Origin of the sequence: Streptomyces pilosus (genome assembly GCF_014649835.1) — a bacterium.
Lineage (GTDB): Bacteria > Actinomycetota > Actinomycetes > Streptomycetales > Streptomycetaceae > Streptomyces > Streptomyces pilosus.
This window is the reverse complement of record NZ_BMTU01000001.1, coordinates 339,723-363,140: the sequence shown is the minus strand read 5'-3', so window position 1 is coordinate 363,140 and position 23,418 is coordinate 339,723. Positions and strand designations below refer to the sequence as shown.

The 23,418-nt window shown below is 74.1% G+C and carries 21 protein-coding genes and 1 riboswitch; of the genes, 9 read left to right on the top strand and 12 right to left on the bottom strand.

The genetic code is table 11. The features are described from left to right. Nucleotides 1-11: 11 nt before the first annotated feature. The 4 genes from pknB to thiO form a co-directional block, all read right to left on the bottom strand. On the bottom strand, nucleotides 12-1,937 hold the full coding sequence (pknB, locus tag IE118_RS01670) for a Stk1 family PASTA domain-containing Ser/Thr kinase (protein WP_189555396.1): 1,926 nt from the start codon (nucleotides 1,935-1,937) through the stop codon (nucleotides 12-14). Nucleotides 1,938-2,101: 164 nt separating this feature from the next. Then, complete coding sequence (locus IE118_RS01665) at nucleotides 2,102-2,896, bottom strand: thiazole synthase (protein ID WP_189555395.1); 795 nt, start codon at nucleotides 2,894-2,896, stop codon at nucleotides 2,102-2,104. A gap of 2 nt (nucleotides 2,897-2,898) precedes the next feature. Next, nucleotides 2,899-3,099, bottom strand: coding sequence for a sulfur carrier protein ThiS (thiS, locus tag IE118_RS01660; protein ID WP_189555394.1), 201 nt, complete (start codon nucleotides 3,097-3,099; stop codon nucleotides 2,899-2,901). Then, the gene (thiO, locus tag IE118_RS01655; RefSeq protein WP_189555393.1) at nucleotides 3,096-4,262 is read right to left on the bottom strand and encodes a glycine oxidase ThiO; all 1,167 of its coding nucleotides are present in this window, start codon (nucleotides 4,260-4,262) and stop codon (nucleotides 3,096-3,098) included. The genes thiS and thiO overlap by 4 nt, the downstream gene beginning before the upstream one ends. Further along, a riboswitch (TPP riboswitch) is annotated at nucleotides 4,260-4,371 on the bottom strand. It overlaps the preceding gene by 3 nt. Before the next feature lie 50 nt (nucleotides 4,372-4,421). Here thiO and IE118_RS01650 point away from each other — a divergent pair. The 6 genes from IE118_RS01650 (at nucleotide 4,422) to IE118_RS01625 (ending at nucleotide 9,714) form a co-directional block, all read left to right on the top strand. After that, nucleotides 4,422-4,784 carry an avidin-fold protein gene (locus IE118_RS01650; RefSeq protein ID WP_189555392.1) on the top strand — a complete coding sequence of 121 codons (363 nt, stop codon included), beginning with the start codon at nucleotides 4,422-4,424 and terminating at the stop codon, nucleotides 4,782-4,784. 9 nt (nucleotides 4,785-4,793) lie between these two features. After that, complete coding sequence (locus tag IE118_RS01645; RefSeq protein ID WP_189555391.1) at nucleotides 4,794-6,035, top strand: NAD(P)/FAD-dependent oxidoreductase; 1,242 nt, start codon at nucleotides 4,794-4,796, stop codon at nucleotides 6,033-6,035. A 91-nt stretch (nucleotides 6,036-6,126) separates the two neighbouring features. Further along, complete coding sequence (locus IE118_RS01640) at nucleotides 6,127-6,492, top strand: Rv2175c family DNA-binding protein (RefSeq protein ID WP_189555390.1); 366 nt, start codon at nucleotides 6,127-6,129, stop codon at nucleotides 6,490-6,492. 512 nt (nucleotides 6,493-7,004) lie between these two features. Beyond that, nucleotides 7,005-7,667 (top strand): thiamine phosphate synthase, encoded by a 663-nt coding sequence (gene thiE, locus IE118_RS01635; protein ID WP_189555389.1) that lies wholly within the window; start codon nucleotides 7,005-7,007, stop codon nucleotides 7,665-7,667. A 107-nt stretch (nucleotides 7,668-7,774) separates the two neighbouring features. Then, entirely contained in the window at nucleotides 7,775-8,698 is a 924-nt protein-coding gene (metF, locus tag IE118_RS01630; protein WP_189555388.1) for a methylenetetrahydrofolate reductase [NAD(P)H], read from the top strand. A gap of 56 nt (nucleotides 8,699-8,754) precedes the next feature. Then, complete coding sequence (locus tag IE118_RS01625; protein WP_189555387.1) at nucleotides 8,755-9,714, top strand: SCO2102 family sporulation regulator; 960 nt, start codon at nucleotides 8,755-8,757, stop codon at nucleotides 9,712-9,714. Nucleotides 9,715-9,721: 7 nt separating this feature from the next. Here the strand turns inward: IE118_RS01625 and IE118_RS01620 are convergent, their stop codons facing one another. The 4 genes from IE118_RS01620 to IE118_RS01605 form a co-directional block, all read right to left on the bottom strand. Next, nucleotides 9,722-11,236 carry a phytoene desaturase family protein gene (locus IE118_RS01620; protein ID WP_189555386.1) on the bottom strand — a complete coding sequence of 505 codons (1,515 nt, stop codon included), beginning with the start codon at nucleotides 11,234-11,236 and terminating at the stop codon, nucleotides 9,722-9,724. Nucleotides 11,237-11,663: 427 nt separating this feature from the next. Next, nucleotides 11,664-12,293, bottom strand: coding sequence for a TetR/AcrR family transcriptional regulator (locus tag IE118_RS01615; protein ID WP_189555385.1), 630 nt, complete (start codon nucleotides 12,291-12,293; stop codon nucleotides 11,664-11,666). 35 nt (nucleotides 12,294-12,328) lie between these two features. Next, nucleotides 12,329-14,413 (bottom strand): YhgE/Pip domain-containing protein, encoded by a 2,085-nt coding sequence (locus tag IE118_RS01610; protein ID WP_189555384.1) that lies wholly within the window; start codon nucleotides 14,411-14,413, stop codon nucleotides 12,329-12,331. After that, the gene (locus IE118_RS01605) at nucleotides 14,385-15,137 is read right to left on the bottom strand and encodes an ATP-binding cassette domain-containing protein (protein WP_189555383.1); all 753 of its coding nucleotides are present in this window, start codon (nucleotides 15,135-15,137) and stop codon (nucleotides 14,385-14,387) included. Before IE118_RS01605 ends, IE118_RS01610 begins: the two co-directional genes overlap by 29 nt. A gap of 179 nt (nucleotides 15,138-15,316) precedes the next feature. Between IE118_RS01605 and IE118_RS01600 the strand changes: the two genes are divergently transcribed. The 3 genes from IE118_RS01600 (at nucleotide 15,317) to IE118_RS01590 (ending at nucleotide 17,413) form a co-directional block, all read left to right on the top strand. Next, nucleotides 15,317-15,874 (top strand): SAV_6107 family HEPN domain-containing protein, encoded by a 558-nt coding sequence (locus IE118_RS01600; RefSeq protein WP_189555382.1) that lies wholly within the window; start codon nucleotides 15,317-15,319, stop codon nucleotides 15,872-15,874. 75 nt (nucleotides 15,875-15,949) lie between these two features. After that, entirely contained in the window at nucleotides 15,950-16,720 is a 771-nt protein-coding gene (locus IE118_RS01595) for a methyltransferase (protein ID WP_189555381.1), read from the top strand. Between the two features lie 288 nt (nucleotides 16,721-17,008). Next, the gene (locus tag IE118_RS01590) at nucleotides 17,009-17,413 is read left to right on the top strand and encodes an SCO2097 family morphological protein (protein ID WP_189555380.1); all 405 of its coding nucleotides are present in this window, start codon (nucleotides 17,009-17,011) and stop codon (nucleotides 17,411-17,413) included. Between the two features lie 309 nt (nucleotides 17,414-17,722). On the opposite strand, the gene IE118_RS01585 is transcribed toward IE118_RS01590, so the two are convergent. The 4 genes from IE118_RS01585 to IE118_RS01570 all read right to left on the bottom strand — a co-directional run bounded on the left by IE118_RS01585 (nucleotide 17,723) and on the right by IE118_RS01570 (nucleotide 23,313). Beyond that, nucleotides 17,723-20,062 (bottom strand): transglutaminase TgpA family protein, encoded by a 2,340-nt coding sequence (locus IE118_RS01585; protein ID WP_189556046.1) that lies wholly within the window; start codon nucleotides 20,060-20,062, stop codon nucleotides 17,723-17,725. Nucleotides 20,063-20,109: 47 nt separating this feature from the next. Further along, a complete protein-coding gene (locus IE118_RS01580) occupies nucleotides 20,110-21,471 on the bottom strand; it encodes a DUF58 domain-containing protein (protein ID WP_189555379.1) in 1,362 nt (453 codons plus the stop codon). Beyond that, a complete protein-coding gene (locus tag IE118_RS01575) occupies nucleotides 21,471-22,508 on the bottom strand; it encodes an AAA family ATPase (RefSeq protein WP_189555378.1) in 1,038 nt (345 codons plus the stop codon). The genes IE118_RS01580 and IE118_RS01575 overlap by 1 nt, the downstream gene beginning before the upstream one ends. Nucleotides 22,509-22,770: 262 nt before the next feature. After that, nucleotides 22,771-23,313 carry a beta-class carbonic anhydrase gene (locus IE118_RS01570; RefSeq protein ID WP_189555377.1) on the bottom strand — a complete coding sequence of 181 codons (543 nt, stop codon included), beginning with the start codon at nucleotides 23,311-23,313 and terminating at the stop codon, nucleotides 22,771-22,773. Nucleotides 23,314-23,418 lie beyond the last annotated feature (105 nt).

The following is a 23,418-nucleotide window of genomic DNA, read 5'->3' as shown; positions in this document are numbered from 1 at the left end:
GGCCCCCTCCGTCAGCGGATCCCGAGGGTGATCGTCGACCCCTTGGGCGCGGTGTCGCCGCCGTCCACGGACTGGTCCTTGACGGTGTCGCCGAACAGACCGAGCAGCCCGCGGTCCTCCTTCACCCGGAAACCGGCGCCCTCCAGCCGCTCCCGTGCGTCGTCCACGCTGTCGCCGACCACGTCCGGCACCTCGATCATCTCGGGCCCCTTGGACAGCGTCAGCGTCACCGTGTCGCCCTCGGCGGCCTGCCGGCCGGGGGCCGGGCTCTGCCGGGCCACCTCGCCCGCGTCGTGCTCGGAGTTGACCCGCTCCGCGGCGACCTTCACCTTCAGGCCGGCCTCCTCCAGCTCGGCGCGCGCGTCCCGCAGCTCGTCACCCGCCACGTCGGGCACGTCCACCGGACTGCCCTTGCTCACCGTCAGCGCCACCGCGGAGTCCGTGCGGACCTCGGTGCCCTTGCCCGGCTCCGTGGAGATCACGGAGCCCGCGGCCACGGTCTCGCTGAACTCCCGGGTCGTCATACCCGGCTTCAGACCCTCGTCCTCCAGCAGCGAGCGCGCCTTGTCGAGCGGATAGCCGTCGAGATCGGGCACCCGCACGGTCTGCGGGCCCCTGGAGACGGTCAGCGACACCGAGTCGTTGCCCCGGATGCGGGCGCCGGCCTTCGGGTCGGTGGCGATCACCCTGCCCCGCTCCACCGTGTCGCTGTACGCCTCCTCCACCCGGCCGACGTCCAGCCCGGCGTCCGCCAGCCGGTCCCGGGCCTGCTGCTCGGTCTTCGTCAGCAGCGGCGGGACCTTGGTGAACTGGCCGGAGTTGATGTACCAGACGCCCGCACCGAGCCCGAGGACCAGCAGCACGGCCACCACGATCGTCATCGGGCCGCGCGGCAGCGCTCCCCGGCGCCGGGGAGGCAGCGGCGGCGGCGACCGGAACCGGGTGGTGTGCCGCACCGGGTCCGCGTCACCGTCCCCGTCGACGGGCAGCGGGCGGGGCATGACGGGCGCGCGCGGGATGACGCTCGTACGGTCGTCCGCGTTGTCGTGTTCCGAGGCCAGCGCCTGCGGCGGCACCGCGTCGAGCTGCGCGTCACCGAGCCGGCCGCGCGCCTCGCGGGCCCGCGCGAGCAGCGCCACCGCGTCGTGCGGGCGCAGCTCGGGGTTGCGCGCGGTCGCCGACGCGACCAGTTCGTCGAGCTCGTAGGCCATTCCGGCCACGGCGGACGACGGCGGCGGCACGTCGTCGTGCAGGTGCTTGTAGAGCACGATCGCGGGGGAGTCGCCGTCGTGCGGCTTCTCGCCGGTCAGCATCTCGTACAGCAGGATGCCGCAGGCGTAGACGTCCACCCGGGGGTCGGCGACGCCGTCCTCTATCTGCTCCGGAGCCAGGTAGGAGACGGTGCCCAGCACGGTGCCCGTGGTGTTCGTCACCGAGTCCACCGCGCGGACCAGCCCGAAGTCGGCGACCTTGACCCGGCCGTCGTCCCCTATCAGCACGTTCTCCGGCTTCATGTCCCGGTGCACGAAACCGGCCCGGTGCGCGGCACCGAGCGCGGCCAGCACCGGCTCCAGGATGTCCAGCGCCGCCCGCGGCTGGAGCGCCCCGCGCTCGCGCAGCACGTCGCGCAGCGTGCAGCCGGCGATGTACTCCATCGCCAGGTAGACGTACGCGCCCTCGGCGCCCTGGTCGAAGACCTGCACCACGTTCGGGTGGGCCAGCCGGGCGACGGACTTGGCCTCGCGGATGAACCGCTCGACGAAGGAGGCGTCGGCGGCGAGGGAGGGATGCATCACCTTGAGCGCGAGGATGCGGTCGAGGCGGGTGTCCACGGCCCGGTAGACCGTGGCCATCCCGCCGACCGCGATCCGCGCGTCGACGCGGTAGCGGCCGTCGAGCACCTGCCCGACCAGAGGGTCCTGAAGGGTCGTGTCCACGCAGCGAGTCTACGAGGCCCCGCCGACACCCCCGTCCGGTCCGTGCTCCGTTGCAGCGGACCTGTGACGTGCACCGCCCGCCCGGGCGGAGCCGCGAGCGGGCACGGCACCCGGCGGACCCGGCGGGCGGAACCCGCCCCGCCCCGTACCGGCCGGGCGGGGCTCTAGAAGGCCGGCCGCTCCGGATCCAGTGCGGCCATGCCCTCCGCGGGGGAGGACGCCGTGGCGAACCACCGCCGGGGAATCCGCCCGGCACGCCGGGCCAGCCGCCCCGCCTCCACCGCCGCCCGCATGGCACCGGCCATCAGCACGGGCTCCTGCGCCCGCGTCACCGCCGACGCCAGCATCACCCCCGCGCAGCCCAGCTCCATCGCCAGCGCGGCGTCGGACGCCGTCCCCGCCCCCGCGTCCAGGATCACCGGCACCCCCGCCCGCTCCACGATCAGCTCGAAGTTGTGGGGGTTGCGGATCCCCAGCCCCGACCCGATCGGCGACCCCAGCGGCATCACCGCCGCGCACCCGACGTCCTCCAGCTTCCGCGCCAGCACCGGATCGTCGTTGGTGTACGGCAGCACCGTGAACCCGTCGTCCACCAGCGTCTCCGCCGCGTCCAGCAGCTCCACCGGGTCCGGCAGCAGTGTCCGCTCGTCGGCGATGACCTCCAGTTTGACCAGGTCCGTGCCGAGCGCCTCCCGCGCGAGCCGCGCGGTCAGCACGGCCTCCCCGGCGGTGAAGCACCCCGCCGTGTTCGGCAGCACCCGGATGCCCAGCTTCTCCAGCACCGACAGCACGGACCCGTGCACCGAGGCGTCCACCCGCCGCATCGCGACGGTCGTCAGCTCGGTCCCGGACGCCACCAGCGCCCGTTCCAGCACGTCGAGGCTCGGCGCCCCTCCGGTACCCATGATCAGCCGGGACGTGAAGGACACACCGCCGAGGACGAACGGATCGTCGGCCATGGTCAGCCTCCTTGGACGGCGGTGAGGACCTCCACCCGGTCCCCCTCCGCGAGGGGGGTGGTGGGCCACTGCGCGCGCGGGACGACGGTTTCGTTGAGGGCGGCGGCGACCCCGGAGGGCGCCGCGGTGAGGGACTTCACGACCCGGTCGAGAGCCGTGCCGGGCGTGAACTGCCGGGGCTCCCCGTTGACGGAGATGTTCATGCGGTCTGCTCCGTGAGGACGGCGGCACCGAAGCGCCGGGGGGTGAACGGGCGGGCCTCAGGGGGCAGTTCACCGGTGGTCAGGGCGTCCGCCAGGGCGTCGCCGGTGACCGGTGTCAGCAGGACGCCGTTGCGGTAGTGGCCGGTGGCCAGCAGCAGCCCCTCGAGCCCGGTCGGACCGAGCAGCGGCGCGTTGTCGGGGGAGCCGGGGCGCAGCCCGGCCCGGGTCTCGGTCAGCGGCAGCTCGGTGATGCCGGGCACCAGTTCGTGGGCGTCGCGCAGCAGTTCGTACACGCCGCCCGCGGTCACGGTGGTGTCCCAGCCCATCTCCTCGCTGGTCGCCCCGATCACCAGCTCGCCGTTCGCGCGCGGCACCAGGTAGACGTGGCTGCCGCGCACCACGGCGCGCACGGTCCGGCTGAGGAAGGGACCCGGGTGCTCGGGCATCGTCAGCCGCACCACCTGCCCCTTCACGGGCCGCACCGGCGGCAGCACGTCCGCCGGGACACCCTCGAACCGCCCGCTGGAACTGCCCGCGGCGAGCACCACCTGGCCCCCGCCCAGCCCGGTGCCGCCGGCGGTGACCACCCCCGTCGCGCGGCCGCCCGTGACGACGAGCCGTTCGGCCCGGGTGCGGTGCACGGTCACGCCGGACCGCTCGCACGCGCTCACCAGGGCTGCCGCCAGCCGCCGCGGGTCGATCTGGTGGTCGCCGTCCACCCGCAGCCCGCCGCGCACCCCGGGCGCGAGCATCGGTTCCAGGCGCCGGCACTCCCGCCCGGACAGCCACTGCGCCTCCAGGCCCGACCGCTGTTGCAGGGCGTGCAGTTCGCGCAGGTGGGCGCGGTCGTCGGCGTCCAGGGCCACGGCGAGCGTGCCGCAGCGGCGGTAGCCGAGGTCGTGGCCGGTGAGCTCGGTGAGTTCGGCGGCGAAGTCGGGGTAGCGGCGCGCGGAGGCGAGGTTCAGACCGAGCAGGGTCTCCTCGCCGTAGTGCAGTTCGGTGACGGCGGCCAGCATCCCGGCGGCCACCTGGGCGGCGCCGCCGCCCGGCTCGGGGTCCACCACGGCCGTGGCGAGCCCGCGCTGCGCGGCCCGCCAGGCGGTGACCAGACCGATGATTCCGCCCCCGACGACGAGGACGTCGGGGGTACCCGTGGGCGACATGGGCGTCCTGCCCCTCCCTTCGCCGGCATGACCCGGATCAGGTTCGTACGGTCGGAGGCCGTCAGCCTCCCTCTCAGCCCGGTGCGCCCGGGCTCCCGCGAGTGTTCTACGTTGGCCACCCTAGCCCTCGGAACAGCGCGCTTGTAAGGGAGCCCCCAGGTGGCCCGATCTCTCGACGGACTCGTCCTCGCCCCCGTCGCCGACCAGGCCCCCGGCCAGGTCGGCACCCTCACCCGGTTCCACTACCACGAGCGGGACGGGGAGGTCTGGGCCGAGTACGCGGGTGGTGACGTGGTGCGCGGGCACCTGGTGGGCACCCGCGCGGGCGACCGGCTGGACTTCCGGTACGTGCAGCTCAAGCGGGACGGCACGACGTCCTCGGGACACTGCGTCTCGACGGTGGTGGAACTGCCCGACGGGCGGCTGCGCCTGGAGGAGGACTGGGAGTGGGAGTCGCAGTCCGGCAGCGGGACGAGCGTGGTGGAGCAGCTCGGCCGATCTGATGCCGCGCCAGGTGTCTAAGGTGATCGGGTGAGCGAGCAGACGCAGGAACCGGGACGGTCCGCACCGCGGCGGGTGGTGGTGGCGGGCGCGGGCATGGCCGGCGTGCAGACCGCGGCCGCCCTGCGCGAGCGGGGGTTCACCGGCACCGTGACACTGATCGGCGCGGAACCCCACCAGCCCTACGACCGGCCGCCGTTGTCCAAGGCGGTGCTGCTCGGCAAGGCCGAGGACTCCGCCTTCGACCTCGACTTCGAGGAACTCGGCATCGAGCTGCGGCTCGGCTGCGAGGTGCTCGGCCTGCGCCCCGCCGACCACGAACTGGACACCGCGGCCGGACCCGTCCCGTACGACGTGCTGGTGATCGCCACCGGAGCGGAACCGGTGCGGCTGCCCGGCGCCGAGGGCGTCCCGGGCGTACACCTGCTGCGCACCCTGGACGACGCGGAGCGGCTGCGGCCGGTGCTCGCACGGCAGCACGACATCGTGGTGGTCGGCGCCGGCTGGATCGGCGCGGAGTTCGCCACGGCGGCGCGGGAGGCGGGCTGCGCGGTCACCGTCGTCGAGGCCCGGGAGCGGCCGCTGGCCGAGGCGCTGCCCGCCGAGGTGACCGCCCCGATGGCCGCCTGGTACGCCGAGGCGGGCGTCGCGCTGCGCACCCGCACCCGGGTGGAGCGCGTCGAGGCGGACGCCGTGGTCCTCGACGACGGCACGCGGCTGCCCGCGGGCGCCGTGGTCGTCGGCATCGGGGCGCGCCCCGCCACGGCCTGGCTGGCGGGCTCCGGCGTCGCACTCGGGGAGCGGGGCGAGGTCGTCGCCGACAGCCGTCTGACGACCTCCGTGCCGGACGTGTACGCGGTCGGTGACTGCGCGTCCTTCCCGTCCGGGCGCTACGGCGAGCGTCTGCTGGTCCACCACTGGGACAACGCCCTCCAGGGGCCGCGCACCGTCGCCGCGAACATCGCCGGCGGGCCCGCCGGCCCGGAAGCGGCGGTGTACGACCCGGTGCCGTACTTCTGGTCCGAGCAGTTCGGGCGGTTCGTCCAGTACGCGGGACACCACGCGGACGCCGACCGCACGGTGTGGCGCGGGGACCCGGCCGGGGCGGCGTGGAGCGTCTGCTGGCTGCGGGAGTCCCGCCTGGTCGCGCTGCTCGCGGTGGGCCGGCCCCGGGACCTGGCGCAGGGGCGCCGGCTGATCGAGGCGGGTACGGCGATGGACGCGGAACTGCTGGCGGACCCGGCGCGTCCGCTGAAGTCCGCGGCGGCGTGACCCGTCCCGGCCCGGGGTCTCCGGACGACGCGTCCGCCCAGGTGGCGGGGGCCGACTTCCGACTGTCAGTGGCAGGTGGCAGGCTTGTCCCGTGACCGAGATTGACGCAAAGATCGATGCTCTCGTCCCCGCCTGGCTCACTCTCCCCGACATCGCCGAGCAGTTCGGCGTCGAGGTGACGCGCGTCCGGCAGCTGGTCAAGGAGGGCCAGCTCATCGCCGTGCGCCGGGGTGAGAACCGCGCGCTGCACGTGCCCGCCGCCTTCATCGACGGGGACAAGGTGGTCAAGGGACTGACCGGGACACTGACGCTCCTGCGGGACGACGGTTTCACGGTCGAGGAGATGCTGGAGTGGCTCTTCACCCCGGACCCGTCCCTGCCCGGCACCCCCGCGCAGGCGCTGAGCGAGAACCGCGGCACGGAGGTGAAGCGCCGGGCCCAGGCACTCGCGGTCTGACCCGCGCCGGACGGGGCCGGGCAGGCCCGGCAGCGACTCGTACGGCGGAGGGGGCGGCCGGTGCCTGCCGGCCGCCGGCCGCCACCGGCAGCGGACCCGCCGGGCGGGAGCTGCGCGCCCGCCCGGCCGCCGCCCGGTCCGGCCAAACGAGCCCGGCGGCGACCCGCCGGACCGGGCGGCCCGTTCCGCACGGCGTCCTGAGGGGCGCACGGGGGCCGGCGCCTGACGCCCGCCCCCGGCCCGACGCGGTGAGCCGCGTGGGATGGCGGCGCGCACGCACCGCCCGGGCGGCCCTCCGCCGTCAGGAACACCCACGCACGACCCACCGGGCGGGTACGCCCGCCCCGGCCCGCCGGGGCGGGAACACCCACGCACGACCCACACGGCGGGTATGCCACGCCCGTCCACGGCCCACCGGGCGGGAGCACCCGCCCACGGCCCACCGGGGGCCCGGCGGAGACCCGTCGGGCCCGTCCGGTGCGTACGCCCACGACACCCTGGGGGACACCCGTATGACCGACACCGACCGCGACCGGCTCGCCGCTGCCCGGGTCTACCTGTGCACCGACGCGCGCAAGCGGCAGGGGGACCTCCCCGAGTTCCTGGACGCGGTACTGGCCGGCGGGGTCGACATCGTGCAGCTGCGGGACAAGGGCATGGAGGCCGCCGAGGAACTGGAGCACCTCGCCGTCCTCGCCGACGCCTGCGCCCGGCACGGCAAGCTGCTCGCGGTCAACGACCGCGCGGACGTCGCCCACGCCGCCGGCGCCGACGTCCTCCACCTCGGCCAGGGCGACCTCCCCGTCCCCGCGGCCCGCGCCCTGCTGGGCGAGGACGTCCTGATCGGCCGCTCCACCCACTCCGGGGCCGAGGCCGCCGCGGCCGCCGTCCAGCCCGGCGTGGACTACTTCTGCACCGGCCCCTGCTGGCCCACCCCGACCAAGCCCGGACGTCATGCCCCCGGCCTGGACCTCGTCCGGTACACCGCCGCCCTGGGCACCGACCGGCCCTGGTTCGCGATCGGGGGCATCGACCTCGGCAACCTCGACGAGGTGCTGGACGCGGGCGCCCGGCGGGTCGTCGTGGTCCGCGCGATCACCGACGCCGACGACCCGGGAGCGGCCGCGGCCGAGTTCGCCGCACGGCTGCGGGAGGCGGCTCCGGACGCCGGATGACCCCCGTGCGTCTCAGATCTGTCCAAGGGGTGGACGACAAGTCGACAAAGAGGGCAAATCTCCCGCTTCTGGTTGGGGGACCGCGACGCCCTGGCTAACCTGCCGGTATGGCCCTCGGAACCGCATCCACCAGGACGGACCGCGCACGCACCGTGCGCGACATGCTCGCCGCAGGCAGGACGACGTACTCCTTCGAGTTCTCGGCGCCGAAAACCCCCAAGGGCGAGCGGAACCTGTGGAGCGCGCTGCGCAGGGTCGAGGCGGTCGCCCCCGACTTCGTCTCCGTGACCTACGGCGCGGGCGGCTCCACCCGCGCCGGAACGGTCAGGGAGACCGAGCAGATCGCCGCCGACACCACCCTCACCCCGGTCGCCCACCTCACCGCGGTCGACCACTCCGTCGCCGAACTGCGCAACATCATCGGCCAGTACGCCGACGCCGGGATCCGCAACATGCTCGCCGTGCGCGGCGACCCGCCCGGCGACCCCATGGGGGACTGGGTCCCGCACCCGCAGGGCCTCACCTACGCCGCCGACCTGGTCCGGCTCATCAAGGAGTCGGGTGACTTCTGCGTGGGCGTCGCCGCCTTCCCGGAGATGCACCCGCGTTCGGCCGACTGGGACACCGACGTCGCCCACTTCGTCGACAAGTGCCGGGCCGGCGCCGACTACGCGATCACCCAGATGTTCTTCCGGCCCGAGTCCTATCTGCGCCTGCGTGACCGAGTACACGCCGCGGGCTGCGAAACCCCCGTGATCCCCGAAGTCATGCCGGTGACCAGCGTGAAGATGCTGGAGAGGTTGCCAAAGCTCAGTAACGCCGAGTTCCCCGACGCCCTGAAAGAGCGGATCCTCACAGCGAAGGACGATCCGGCGGCGGTACGCTCCATCGGTATCGACTTCGCCACGGAGTTCTGTGCGCGGTTGCTGGCCGAGGGAGTGCCGGGACTGCACTTCATCACGCTGAACAACTCCACGGCGACGCTGGAAATCTACGAGAACCTGGGCCTGCACCACCCACCGCGGGCCTAGACCGGTCGCACGCACATACGACACACTGCGTAACGACCACTGGGAGAGGGGCGTACATGGGCTGGGCGGTCCTCTACATCGCGTTCGGCATCGTCGCGCTGTGGTTGCTCGGTGAGGTGCTGCTGCAGTACAAGGCACGGCTGCGCTGGCGGCTGCTCGCCTTCGGCGGCTTCCTCGGCGTCGTGCTCGGCGTGCTGATCCCGTCCGTGATCGTCATCGGACTGGGCGCCGCCGCCTTCGCGGTCGGCCAGACCTATGTCACGCTGTCGTTCCGCCGCGGTTTCGCGGCCGGCTGGGCGGTCAACGCGCCGGCGCTGGCCGCCGCCAAGGGCGGCCGCGGCAGCCGCGGCGGCCGCGGACGGCAGGAGCCGACCCTGGAGGTCTCCGACCTGGAGGCGCCCCGTGACGGCTACGGCGACGACGCCGACGACCGCCGCGACCGCACCGGCTACGGCGTGGACGACGACCACGACCGCGACGACGTGTTCACCCCCGCCGCCCGTCCCGAGCAGATGACGGCCGCGGAGACCACCTCCGTCTACGAACCGCAGCCCCTGCCCGACGACACCGGCTCCTACGGCGTCTACGGCGGCGACCCCGGGTACGCCGCCCCGTCCCAGGACCAGTACGCGGCGGCCACCCAGGGGGCCGACCAGAACAACTACGCCTACGACTACTCGGGTTACGGCCAGCAGCAGGGCTACGACACCACGGGCCAGCAGTACGCCGCCTACTCCGACCCGTACATCGGCAACGGGACGTACGGCGACACCACCTACGACACCGGCTACGCCGACCCGCAGCAGTACGGCCAGCAGCAGGGCTACGGGCAGGACCCGTACGCCGCGGGGTACGGCGGCGAGACCCCGGCCGGCGGACTCTGGGTCCCGCAGCAGCGCACCGCCGAGGACCCCTACGGCGGTGAACTCCCGCCGGAGCAGCAGCAGTACCCGTACCAGGGCGACGGCCGGACGCACGGCAACGGCGCCGGGTACGACGAGCAGTACCGTTTCTGACGCCTGATCACTGCGAGCCGCGGAAGTCCGGCCCCTCGACGATCAGTCCCGCGACCAGCGCCCCCGACATCCCGGCGTGCGGCAGTCCGCCGCCGGGGTGCGACCAGCCGCCGACGCGGTACAGCCCCGGCAGCGGGGTGACGTTCGCCGGCCGGAGGAACCGGCCTCCGCCCGCCGCGAGCGCCGGGGCGGGGATGCCCCCGGACACGGCACCGGTCTCCTCGTCACCGGCGTAGGGCGTACGGACCTCGCGCCACAGGACGCGCTCGCGCAGGCCGGGAACGGCCTCCCCGGCGGCCTCGACGACCCGGTCGGCGAACCGCTCCGCGACACCGTCCTCACCCCACCGGCCGCCCGGGGGAACCACGGCGGACACGACCACGGACTCGTGCTCCCCGTCGGGGCGCAGAGCGGGGTCGTCCGGCCGCAGCACCGTCACCGTGGGCCGTGCCGGGGGCTCGGCGCCGCCGGCGAGGAAGTCCAGCTCGCCGGAGCGGTCGGGGGTGTGCACGACCGTGCGGTGCGGCGCACCCGCCTCACGCCCCCCACGCAGGGCCAGCAGCACGGTGAACCGCCCCGGACGCGGCCCCTGTCCGGCTTCGCCGGGCCGCACGTCACCGTCCCCGTACAGCCGGTGCGCGGTCATCCGCTCCAGACGGTGGTGGTCCACGCCCGCGACCACCACGTCCGCCCCGGCCGACGTCCCGTCGCGGAACTCCACGCCCGCCGCCCGGCCGTCCGCCACCACGATCCGCGCGGTCTCCGCACCGAAGACGAACCCGACCCCGCGCGCCAGGCACCGCTCGTGCACCGCGCGCGCCAGCTCCCGCATCCCGCCGCGCACGTACCAGATGCCGAAGGCGTGCTCCATGTACGGCAGCACCGCGGCGCTCGCCGGGACCCGGCGGGGATCGAGACCGAACGCCAGGGCGTGGCTCTCCAGCAGGGCGGCCAGCCGGGGATCGCGCAGCTCCCAGGCACCGACCTCGGCGAGCGTGCCCGCCCTGCGGGTGCGCAGCAGCCTCTTGTGGGGGACCGCCGGATACGGCTCGCGTTCGGCCAGCACCCGCCAGTTGGGCCACAGCGGCTCCTCCAGCAGCGGCCGGCGCGAGCGGTCCCAGGCCTCCCGGGCCCGGACCAGGAAGTCGCCCCAGCGCCGGGCTGCGTCCTGGCCGAGCGTCTCCACCAGGGCGGAGACGACGCCCGCGCGGGAGGCGTTCGGCAGGGACACCCGGGTGCCGTCCGCGAACACGTGGTGCGACGACGGGTCGACCTGGACGAGGTCGACGCACTCCTCCAGCGGCTCCCTGCCGGTCTTCAGGAACAGGTCGCGGTAGACGGCGGGCAGGGGGAGCAGCCCCGGCCCGGTGTCGAAGGAGAACCCGTCCCGCTCCACCCGGCGCAGCGCGCCGCCGTACGTCTCCGTCCGCTCGTACACCGTCACCCGGTGGCCCGCGACGGCCAGCCGGGCGGCGGCAGCCATCGCGCCCATCCCGGCGCCGATCACCGCAATCCGTGCCATGCCCGCGACCTTATCCGCAGGCCACCGGCGGTCCCTCCCCGAGTACCCGGGCCCCCGCCCGCGTGACCAGACCCCGCCGTCCGGGCGTGGGGCCGGGCGCGCAGGGGTGAGTACCCGTACCTAGCCGCCGGGTTGAGTACGCACGCGGATGGGGGCGGACCCGCGAAAAGGGGAGAGTGGGGACCACGGAGAGGGGCACGGCTCCCGGAACCGGCGGCACGGGGCGCCGGAGCGGGGACCGGGCCCGCGATCCGCTCCTTCCGCCGGCGTCGTCGGCGGGAGCGAGGCACGGGGGAACCCGGGGGGACGACCGCAACGGGGGTTCACGGGGGAACGCACGGGGGAGCAGGAGGAGGCGCCGGTCCGACCGGTGGCCCGCGGGGGACGCGGCCACCGGGGGACCGGCGCCTTCACGCGTACGGCCGGCTCAGCGGCGCCCGCTGACCCGCCCCTGCAGCAGCCGGGACAGCGCCGCGTGCACATCGTCCAGGGAACGCCCGGGCTGGAACGACTTCCAGTCCAGCGCCGCCACCAGCACCATGCCCACCAGCGCCGCCGCCGTCAGCGGGACGTCGATCTCCTCGCTGAACTCGCCCTGCGCCACGCCCTCGTGCAGCACCCCCTCGACCACCGCCACGGCCTGCTGCCGCACCACCAGCAGCGTGGAGTTCCACGCCCGGTTGGTGCGCCACAGCTCGGCCACGTACAGCTGGGTGAAGGCCGGGTAGCGGTCGATGAAGACCAGCCCCGCGCGGATCATCGCGTCCAGCGCGTCGACCCGGCTGCCGCCCTCCGCGGCCGTCGTCTCCGCCGCCTGGCGCAGCGAGGCGGTCAGCAGACCGACCCCGTGCCGCAGCAGCTCCTCGAAGAGGACCGACTTGCTCGCGAAGTTGTAGTAGACGGTGCCCTTGGCGACCCCGGCCCGCTCGGCGATCTCGTCCACGGTGGTGGCCGAGAAGCCCTGTTCGGCGATGAGGGTGACGGCCGCCTCGTAGAGCTTCTGCCGGGTGGCCTCGCGGCGGGCACTGCCGCCCGGCGTGGTGCTGCTGCTTTCCATGGCCCCGATTGTCACAGGAGTACCGGTCCGCCCGTTCACAGGCTCAGCTCCGGGTGCAGCCGGTCCGGCGTCCACACCTGTCGGCGGCGGGCCGACAGCGCGGTCAGCGCGAGGGCGCCCGCGGTGAAGGCCGCCAGCACGGCGCAGGCCTGCCACACCGGCCCGAGGCCACCGCCCGTGATCAGCCGCCGCAGCGCCTCGACGACGTAGCTCATCGGCAGGAACGGGTGCAGCGCGTTGAAGAACGGCGGACTCGTCTGGACGGGGTACGTGCCGCCCGCCGACGTCAGCTGGAGCATCAGCAGGGCGAGGACGAGGATGCGGCCGGCCGCGCCGAAGCGCGCGTTCAGCCACTGCACGATCGCCGCGAAGCACGCCGTCACCAGGAACAGGAAGCCCACCGTTCCGGCCGCCCGCGCCATCTGCAGCCCGAGCGCCCAGTGCAGCACCGACATCAGGGCCACCGTCTGCAGCACCCCGATGGCCACCACGGGCAGCCAGCCCGCCAGCGCGATCCGCCAGGCCGGGGCGCCCGCCGCGAGGGCGCGCCGGTTCATCGGCGCGATCAGCATGTACGCCACCATCGCGCCCACCCACAGCGACAGCGGGATGAAGTACGGGGCGAAACCGGTGCCGTAGTTGGGCGCCCTGTGCGCGTCGCCGGAGACCAGCCGCACCGGGTCGGCCATCACCTCGGTGCGCCGGTCGCGGTCCCGCTCGTCGTAGTCGGGGATCTTCCCGGCGCCGTCGTGCAGGCCGCCGGCCAGCTCTCCGGAGCCGCCGACGAGCTTGTACAGACCATCCTTCAGGTCGTCCGCGCCGGTCTTCAGCTCGCCGACGCCCTTGTCCAGCTTCTCGGCGCCGGTCTCGGCGGTGCCGAGGCCCTGGTGGAGTTTCCTCGCTCCGGCCGCGACCTTGCCCGCCCCGGTGTTCAGCTTGTTGATCCGGCTGACGGCGTCCTTGAGGTCCTCGGAGAGGTGGGGGGCGCGCTCGGCGAGTTCGCCGGCCTGCTTCTCCAGGCGGGCGAGCTGCCCGTCGAGCTTCTTCCACTCCGCGCGGTGGCCGGTGACCAGCGCGCCGACGTCCTCCGCGACGGCCGCCGCCGTGGCCGCCGCGTCCCTGGCCTTCTTCAGGTCCGGGCAGCCGGGATCGGGCAGCGGGGCCTCCTCGCAGCGCGCCGTGTGGACGCCGTCCAGGGTGCCGGAGGCCGCGCGGGCGTCCTTCGCGGCGGCCGGCGCCCGCTCCTTCAGCGCGTCGAGGTCGTCGCGGAGCCGGCCGGCCGAGTCGGCGACGAACCGCGCGGTGGCGCCGATGGCCTTCTCGTCGTCCTTCAGCAGCGGGCCCACCCGGGCGTCGACCGCGTTCACCTTGTCGGCGAGCCTGCGCGTCCCGTCCGCGACCTTCCGGGAGCCGTCCTCCAGGTCGCCCGCGCCGTCGTGCAGGTCCTTCAGGCCCTTGGAGAGCTTGCCGCTGCCCTTCCGGGCGTCGGTGAGGCCGTCGGCCAGGTCCTCGGAGCCCTTCTCCGCCTTCCCGATGCCGCCGTTCAGCTCGTCGGCGCCCTTCGCCGCCTTCACGGTCTCGCCGTGGATGTCGGAGAACGACACGAAGATCTTGTCCAGGAACGAGCGGGAGGTCTTGGTGGACGCGGCCCGCCGCACCTCGCCGAAGACGGTCCGGGAGATCTGCCCGACGATGTAGTTGTTCGCGTCGTTGGTCCGCACCCGCAGGGCACCGGCCTCGGGGGAGTCGCCCGAACTGGAGGCGATGCGGCGGCTGAAGTCGGCCGGCACGGTCAGCGACAGGTAGTACGTGCCGTCCTCGACCCCGCGCCGGGCCTCCCGCGCGCTCACCTCCCGCCAGTCGAAGGTGTCGCTGTCGCGCAGGCCCTGGGCGATCTCGTCGCCCGCGGTGATCCGCCGCCCCTCGGCACCGGCCCCCTCGTCGTCGTTCACGAGTGCCACCGGGATCCGGTCCAGACGCCCGTACGGATCCCAGAACGACCACAGGTACAGGGCGCCGTACAGCAGCGGCAGCACCAGCAGGGCGACCAGCGCCGCGCGCGGCAGGGTGCCCCGGCCGAAGCGCCGGAGCTCAAGGGCGGCCAGTTTCGGCGAGCGCATCGGCCGCCACCTCCTTCGTCCCGTCGAGCGGGCCTGCCGCGGTGCGGACGACGACCGCGTCGTCCGGTGCCTCGCTGCACACGGCCAGCACGGTGGTGCCGGTGCCGGCGACGGACCTCAACAGGTTCCATATCTCCTCCCGTTCGGCGGAGGAGAGCTTCAGGTCCGTGTCGTCCACGCCGAGCAGCCGGGGACGCCCCAGCAGTGCCAGCGCGAGCGACAGCCGCAGTGCCTCCGTCCGCTCCAGGTCCCGTACGGCCGTCCGCGGGCCCTTGGGCAGGGCCCCGAGGTCCAGGCCGGCCGCGGCCAGGGCGGTGTCCATGCGATCCCTCTCCCATCGCGCGCGCCCACCGCGCGCACGGAGCGGGAACCCGGCGAACGGGCCGCCGAACCGGCGTTGCAGCAGCGCCTGTTCACGCAGGTGCTCCCCGGTGGTGAAGGCCGGGTCGAGATCGGTCACCCCGGCGACGTGCGCGAGGGCGCTGCGGCGGCGCACGGCGGCCATCCGCCTGGGCAGTTCCAGACCGCCGACGGCGGCCGCCCCCTCCGTGGGCCGCATCCGCCCGGTGAGCGCGAGCAGCAGGCAGGTGCGGCCCGAACCGGACGGCCCCTCCACCGCGATCAGCGATCCGGGCTCCGCCTCGGCCGAGATGCCGCGGAACACCCAGCCCTTCGAGCCCTTCAGGCCGAAGTCGTGGGCCGTGACGGCGAATCCGTCGTCCACAGTCCCCCCTCCGTCGAACCGACTAACTTGAACTGACTGGTCAGTGCAAAAACTAGCCCGAACGTCCGAGCGAGGCAAAAGCGCAGGTCAGAACGGATTGTCAGTGGCATACCTCACGATGTGCACATACGGCACCCCGTCTCGGGGCGCGCCGTCACGAAGACGACAGGAGGTTCGTCATGGCCAACTCGTCCGCAGCCGCCGCCCGTCGGCGCCGCACAGCCGGCCCTGCACCCTCACTGAACGGCCCCGCGAGCGACGTCCACCCGGTGCTGCGCCGCGCCGCCGCCCCGCCCGCCGCCCTCGACCTGCTCGCCCAGGCCCGCGCCGGCCTCGACGAGACCACCGCCCTCGAGACACCGAACGAGCGCTACGCGACGGCCCACCTGGCCGCCCTGCGCACCGCCGCCGCCGTGCTCGCCGCCCGCGGCCGGCCCGAGAGCTCCTCCAGGGCCCGGGCCAAGATCCGCAGCGCCTGGGACGTCCTCCCCGAGATAGCGCCCGAGCTCGCCGAATGGAGCGCGCTGTTCGCCGCCGGCGCCCGCCGCCGCGCCCTGGCCGAGGCGGGCGTCCAGGGCGCGGCGACCGCCCGCGACGCCGACGACCTGATACGCGACGTGACGATGTTCCTCCGTCTGGTCGAACGCATGCTGGTCCTCCAGCCGGTCCTGCCCCCGCCGCGGGCCGACGGCGGCAGCGAGCCTCCGGGTGACCGGCGCCCGCGCCGCAGGCCATAGGGTGGACGGCACAGCACCCCCAGCCCGACCGCCCCGCCGAAGACCCCGGCGGGGCCCCGCCGAGGAGTCACTACCGTGTCGGACCCGATGCGACCCCGCGCCGCTCTCCGTACCGCCGTGGTCTGGGAAGTCCTCCAGGACGCCCTGGAACGCCGGGTCAAGGCGACAGGACGACAGGCGCTCGACGTCCTCGACACCGGCGGCGGCAGCGGCAACTTCGCCGTGCCCCTCGCCCGCCTCGGCCACCGGGTGACCGTCGTCGACCCCAGCCCGAACGCCCTGTTCGCCCTGGAGCGCCGCGCGGCCGAGGACGGTGTCGCCGACCGGGTGCGGGGCGTCCAGGGCGACGCCCACGGCCTCTTCGACGTGGCCGAGCGCGGCGGCTACGACGTCGTGCTCTGCCACGGCGTCCTGGAGTACGTCGACGACCCGGCCGAAGGCGTGCGCAACGCGGTGGCCGCGCTGCGCCCCGAGGGCGTCCTCAGCCTCCTCGCCTCGGGACTCGGCGGCGCGGTCCTCGCCCGCGCCCTCGCCGGTCACTTCACGGAGGCCAGGCAGGCCCTCGACGACCCGAACGGCCGATGGGGCACCGGTGACCCCATGCCGCGCCGCTTCACCGCCGAACAGCTCACCGCCCTGGTGGAGGGCGCGGGCCTGCGGATCGGCGCCGTACACGGCGTACGGGTCTTCGCCGACCTCGTCCCCGGCGTGCTCGTGGACACCGAGCCGGGCGCCCTGGACGCTCTGCTGAAGCTGGAGGCCGCGGCGGCCGAGCTCGCGGCCTTCCACTCCGTGGCCACCCAGCTCCACGTGCTCGGTGAGACGGAAGGGGCCCGGGGGGCCTGAGACACGACCGGGGCGCGCCGCTGATCAGCGGCGCGTCCGGCGGCCCCGCCGTGCATGGAGTGCGCCACAGGCCCCCCGAATGGCGGCGGGGAGCCGTATGATCGAGGGAGACCGCCCGGCATGACGGGTCGGCCGTTGGGGAATGAGAAGCCTCAGTGGGCCGGGACGTGATGGTGGATACCGGTTGGCCAATTGGCGTAGAGGGGCGGGTTTCACGGGGGCGATTCCCTGCCTATCCTGAAGGGACCCCCCGGGTCGCCCCGGCGACTGCACGATGAGGAGGACTCCGTGCCGCTCTCGGAGCACGAGCAGCGCATGCTCGAGCAAATGGAGCGAGCGCTGTACGCCGAAGATCCCAAGTTCGCGACGGCGCTCGAGGGAAGCGGACTGCGTACGTACACCCGGCGACGGGTCTACCAGGCGGTCGCCGGCTTCCTCGTTGGTATTGCGCTCCTCATGGCCGGTATGGTCGCCCAGCAGGTCTGGCTCAGTGTCGTGGGATTCCTCGTCATGCTGGGCTGCGCGGTACTCGCGGTGACCGGCTGGCGCAAGGCCCCCAAGCCGGGCGAGCAGGTGGGCGCCGGCACCGGTGCCACCCCGCAGGCGGGGCGTCAGGGGAGACAGCGTCGCTCCATGATGAACCGCATCGAAGAGCGGTGGCAGCGGCGCCGGGACGAGCAGGGCGGGCGCTGACCGCCTTCCGGCACATCGGGACATGGTTCGGGGGGTGACCACCAGGTGGTGGTCACCCCCCGAACCATGTCCGCGTGCGTGCGACCTGCGCAGCCGGGCCTCCGGGCCACCTGACGTCGTCATCGCCGGCCCGGTGCGCACCCCGCGCCCGCGAGGGACCGCTCCCGTCGCCCTCCCCGTGGCACGACGACCCGCGTAAGGGCCCAGCGCGCAGGGGCACGGAGCGCAGGGGCACGGAGCGCAGCACGGAGCGGCGATCGACGCGGCCCCCGGGCCCGCGGAGACGTCCCGCCGGCCCGGGGGGAGGGGTCAGCCCTGCTGGCGGGACGGGCGGCGCCAGGTCGGGCGGAGGGCGAGCAGACGGGACCGGAGGTCCGCCCACCGGGCCGAGGCCGCCCACACCACCCGGACCACCGAGCGGGGCGCCAGGGTCGCGCGCAGCCGCTCCCGCCGGGAGGCCCCCTCACGCAGTCCCGCGGTCACCCGGCGCACCTCGTCCGCCAGACCCGCCACCGGCCTCGGTCGCGGCGCGTACAGGATCTGCTCCACCGCGTCGGCGACCCGGTGCACCGAAGCCGCCGCGCCCTGGTCGAGCCGCCCCAGCCGCACGATCCGGGCGGCCGCGCCGCGCGGGGTCAGCGACTCGTCCGGCGGGATCCCGTGATCCCACGCCGTGTCCGTCAGCTCGTCCCACAGGGCGAGCACGTAGGGCGCCGCGTCCGCCTCCGACCGGCCGTGCCCGCCGAGCCGCACCGCCCGGGTGCGCAGCCGCCACAGCACCGGCGACAGCGGCAGCGCCAGGAGGGCGAGACCGGCCAGCGCCCACAGCAGCAGCGCGTACCACTTCGGTCCGTCACCGCCCGAGTCCAGCGCCACCTGCGGCGACTCGCTGCCGCACCCGTCCAGCCTCCTGCGCTCCGGCGAGCAGCTCTCGCTCTGTGAGGGCGCCGCGGACGACTCCTCCGGAGCGGCCTGGGACGGCCGGGCCGGATCGGGCACCGAGCTGTCGGCCGCCTCCGGCACGGTGTACGGCGGTGCCGACCCCCGGGTCGGGGTCGGCTCGAAGCGGGTCCAGCCGATGCCCTCGAAGTACAGCTCCGGCCAGGCGTGCGCGTCCCGCAGCCCGACCGCGATCGTGCCGTCCGCCTGCGGGGTGCCGGGCGCGAAGCCCACCGCGACCCGCGCCGGTATGCCCAGCGAGCGGGCCATCGACGCCATGGCGAAGGAGTAGTGCACGCAGAAGCCCTGCTTGTCCCGCAGGAAGCGGGCGATCGCCTCCGAACCACTGCCGACGTCGACCTGGGTGTCGTACTCGAACCCGCCGTTCAGCGTGAAGTACTCCTGGAGCTTGACCGCCTGGTCGTAGGCGCTGTCCGCGCCCGCGGTCACGTCGCGGGCCGTCCGCCCCACCAGGGCCGGCAGGGAGTCCGGCAGCTCGGTGTACTCGCGCCTCATCGCGGGGGACGGCTCCGGCGCGGCGGCCAGCTGCTCCGCGGTGGGCCGCACGTCGAGACTGCGCACCTCGTACGAGAGACCGCGGGTGTCCTGACCGTGGTCGCCGACCAGGGTCATGCCGACGGGCTCGTAGCGCCACTTGCCGCGGATGCTGACCCCGCTCGGCGGGTACGGCATCGGCAGCCAGCTCTGGCCGTACCAGTCGGCGGTGGAGATCGTCGTCCCGACCTCGGTGCGCACGATGTCGGGGCCGAGGCCGGGCGGGGTCGGGAACCGGTTGTCGGGCACCGTGGTGATGGACCGCTTCGACGGCTTCCACGTGGTGCCGTCGAAGTCGTCCAGCGACACGATCCGCAGGTACAGGTCGGACACGTCCGCCATCTCGGAGCGCACCGACAGCACTTGGCGGTCCTCGTCCACGTTCAGCGAGTCGCGCAGCGACACCAGCGGGTTCACCGCGGAGATCGTGCCGCCCCCGCCGCCGCCCGAGCCGATGCCCGAACCGGCCGGGTCCAGCAGGCCGCCGTTCATCGCGGGCAGGCCCAGCGGCACCACCAGGGCGATGCCCACCGCCAGGACTCCGATCCGCCGCCCGGTACGCACCGGCGCGACGGCACCCGGCTGGTCCTGGCCCGGGCCGCGCGCCGTGCCGCTGAACACCCGCCCCCACTGGGAGAGCCGGTCCCGCCCCTCGGCGAGCAGCAGCATCAGGTAGCCGGACGCCGCCAGCAGGAACCACAACCAGTCGATGCCGTTGTCGGACAGACCCGCGGCCACCGAGTACAGGGCGAGCAGCGGCAGCCCGGCCGGGGCCGCGCTGCGGAAGGTCACCGCGAGGGTGTCCACCAGCAGGCCGATCACCAGGACCCCGCCGACCAGCATCAGCCGGATGCCGTCGGTCAGCGGCGCCGGGATCGCGAACCGGTTGACGTCGTCGCCGCCCTGCGCCAGCAGCTCGGCGAAGAAGCGGAACGCCTCCGGCCCGGGTATCAGCCCGGCGATGGCGTGCTCACGCGCGAAGAACAGCGTCAGCAGCATCAGCGTCACGAGGACCTGCGCCGCCACCGTCACCGGGCGCGGCAGCGGTATCCGCCGGGTCGCCGCGCCCACGCCCGACTGCACGCCCAGCAGCAGCGCCGACTGGACGATCCAGGTCGCCGAGTCGACCAGCGGCAGCAGGGCGCACGCCGCCATCAGTGTGGCCGCCCACGCACAGATGGCCAGCCTCGCCCGCCCGCTGATCACGGTCCCTCCCCACCGCTCGCCGCGGCCAGGCCCGACCGCTCGCGGTCCGCCTGCCGCCACAGCTCGTCCAGCGAGGCGCCCCTCGGCACCCCCAGGGCGGTCCAGCCCGCCTCGCGCAGCATCCGCAGCCGCTCCTCGTCCCCGTGCGACGGACCGGGCACACCGGCCGGCTCCCGCAGCCAGGTCTCACTGTCCAGGACGAACGCCAGGGCGCCACCGCTGCGGTGCCGCATCCGGGCCAGCACCGCAGCCTGCTCCTCGTCGAGGTCGCCGAGGAAGGCCACGAGCAGTCCCTCGCCGCCGCCGCGCAGCACGTCGTAGGCCCGCGAGAGCCCCTCCTCGTCGGAGTGGTCCACCACGGCGAGGGTGTCCATCATCATCCCGGCCGCGTCCGCCGACTCCTGGTTCGCCCCCGCGAAACCGTCGGACCCCTCACCCGGCACCGAACTGCCGGTGTCGGTCAGCAGCCGCACCGAGAAGCCCCGCTCCAGCATGTGCACCAGCACCGAGGCCGCCCCGGACACCGCCCATTCGAACGCCGAGTCCGGCCCCGCCCCCTCGTAGGCCACCGCCCGGGTGTCCAGCAGCACCGTGCACCGGGCGCGCTGCGGCTGCTCCTCGCGGCGCACCATCAGCTCGCCGTAGCGGGCGGTGGAGCGCCAGTGCACCCGGCGCAGATCGTCGCCGTAGCGGTAGCCGCGCGGGATCACGTCGTCCTCGCCGGCCAGGGCCAGCGAGCGCTGCCGCCCGTCGCCGTACCCCTTCGCCTCGCCGCTCAGCCGCACCGGCGGCAGCGGCTCCACCCGCGGGATCACCGTCAGCGTGTCGTACGTCGAGAAGGACCGGGTCAGCTCGCACATCCCGAACGGGTCGGACAGCCGCAGCTGCAGCGGGCCCAGCGGATAGCGGCCGCGCAGGTCGGAGCGGACCCGGTAGGACACCTCGCGGCGCCCGCCCGCCTCCACCCGGTCCAGCACGAACCGCGGGCGCGGACCGAGCACGTAGGGCACCCGGTCCTGGAGCATCAGCAGCCCTGTGGGCAGCCGCGAGACGTTGTCCATCCGCAGGTGCACCCGTGACTCGGAGCCGGCGGGCACCCGCCCCGGGGCGAGCCGGCGGCTGCCGGCGACCCGGTAGCGGGTGCGGTACAGCACGCCCGCGCACACCAGTGGAAGGACCGCCAGCAGCAGTCCGACCCGCAGCAGATCGCTCTGCCCGAGCACGTACGCGCAGATCGCGGCGGCCACGCCGGCGGCCAGGAAGGAGCGCCCGCGGGTGGTGAGCCCCGCCAGGGCGGTCCTGACACCGCTGCGGTCGCCCCTGTCGCCCTCGGCGTGGACCGCGCCGGGGTCGGTCATCACAGCCTCCGGGGCGGCTGCTGGCCGTAGCCCGGGCCGCCGCGGCCCAGACCGAACCCGTTCGGCCGGCCGGCCGCCGCGGGCACCGGCGTGCGCTGCACGATCTCCTGCACCACCTGCTCGGCGGTGCGGCGGTTGAGCTGGGCCTGCGCGGTGGGCAGCAGCCGGTGGGCGAGCACCGCGACCGCGAGCGCCTGCACGTCGTCCGGCAGCGCGTACTCCCGGCCGCTGAGAGCGGCCGACGCCTTCGCCGCGCGCAGCAGGTGCAGCGTCGCGCGCGGCGAGGCGCCGAGTCTGAGGTCGGGGTGCGAGCGCGTGGCGGCGACCAGGTCCACGGTGTACCGCCGGACCGGCTCGGACACGTGCACGCCGCGCACCGCCTCGACCAGCTTCACGATCTCGTGCGCGTGCGCCACCGGCTGGAGGTCCTCCAGCGGGGAGACACCGCCGTGCACGTCCAGCATCTGCAACTCGGCCTCCGCGCTCGGGTAACCGACCGACACGCGGGCCATGAAGCGGTCCCGCTGGGCCTCCGGCAGCGGGTAGGTGCCCTCCATCTCGACCGGGTTCTGCGTCGCCACCACCATGAACGGGCTGGGCAGCTCGTAGGTCTTGCCGTCGATGGTGACCTGGCGCTCCTCCATCGACTCCAGCAGCGCGGACTGCGTCTTCGGCGACGCGCGGTTGATCTCGTCGCCGATCACCACCTGCGCGAAGATGGCTCCCGGCTTGAACTCGAAGTCACGGCGCTGCTGGTCCCAGATGGACACACCCGTGATGTCCGAGGGCAGCAGGTCCGGCGTGAACTGGATCCGCCGGACCGAACAGTCGATCGACCGTGCCAGTGCCTTGGCCAGCATCGTCTTGCCGACTCCCGGGACATCCTCGATGAGCAGATGTCCCTCGGCGAGCAGTACGGTCAGCGAGAGCCGTACGACCTCGGGCTTTCCCTCGATCACGCCTTCCACCGAACTCCGCACGCGTTCCACCACGGCGGTCAGATCAGTGAGGCTCGCTCGATCGTCATAGGTCGTCACCCGGCCCTCCTCGGCCTTTCCCCACGCTCCGACGAGGAGCGGGGTCACCCCAAATGTTCCGGGCCGACGCCTTGCTGTGCGGACCGGCCCACCCCGAATCACGGACATCACGCGGGAAAAGTTCCGCGTGACACCACTCCCGCATTCTTGCCGCCGTTACCGATTCGTGTCACTCGCCTGTGGACAACTGACAGCGATATGTCAGGTCTTACGGCCGGAAGCGGCTCCGGAACTCAGCTCGGCTCCGGGGCGGGCGGCCAGGTCAGGCCGGGTCGACCTCGCGCAGCAGGCCCGACTTCACGTCGAAGACGAATCCGCGCACGTCGTCGGTGTGCAGCAGGAACGGGGAGGTGCGCACCCGCTGCATCGACTGGCGCACGTCCTGGTCGACGTCCCGGAAGGCCTCCACGGCCCAGGCGGGGCGCTGGCCCACCTCCATCTCCAGGTCGTGCCGGAACTCCTCGGTGAGGGACTCCAGACCGCAGTTGGTGTGGTGGATGAGGACGACGCTGCGGGTGCCGAGCGCCCGCTGGCTGATGGTCAGCGAGCGGATCACGTCGTCGGTGACGACGCCGCCCGCGTTGCGGATGGTGTGGCAGTCGCCGAGCGAGAGGCCCAGCGCGTCGTGGAGGTCCAGGCGTGCGTCCATGCAGGCGACCACGGCCACGTGCAGGACCGGGCGGGCGTCCATGCCGGGGTCGGTGAAGGCGGCCGCGTACCGCTCGTTGGCTTTGACCAGGCGGTCGGTGACCGTGCCGGGAGTGGCGTTCGCGGAGCCTGCGGGAACCGATGCGGAAGTCGTCATACCCATGACGTTAATGGTCAGGAGGGCGCCGGGCCCGTTGTGAGAGGGGACAAAGAACGTCAGTGATCCTTGTTGTGAGGTAATCCACAGGAGTGGTGTGACGCC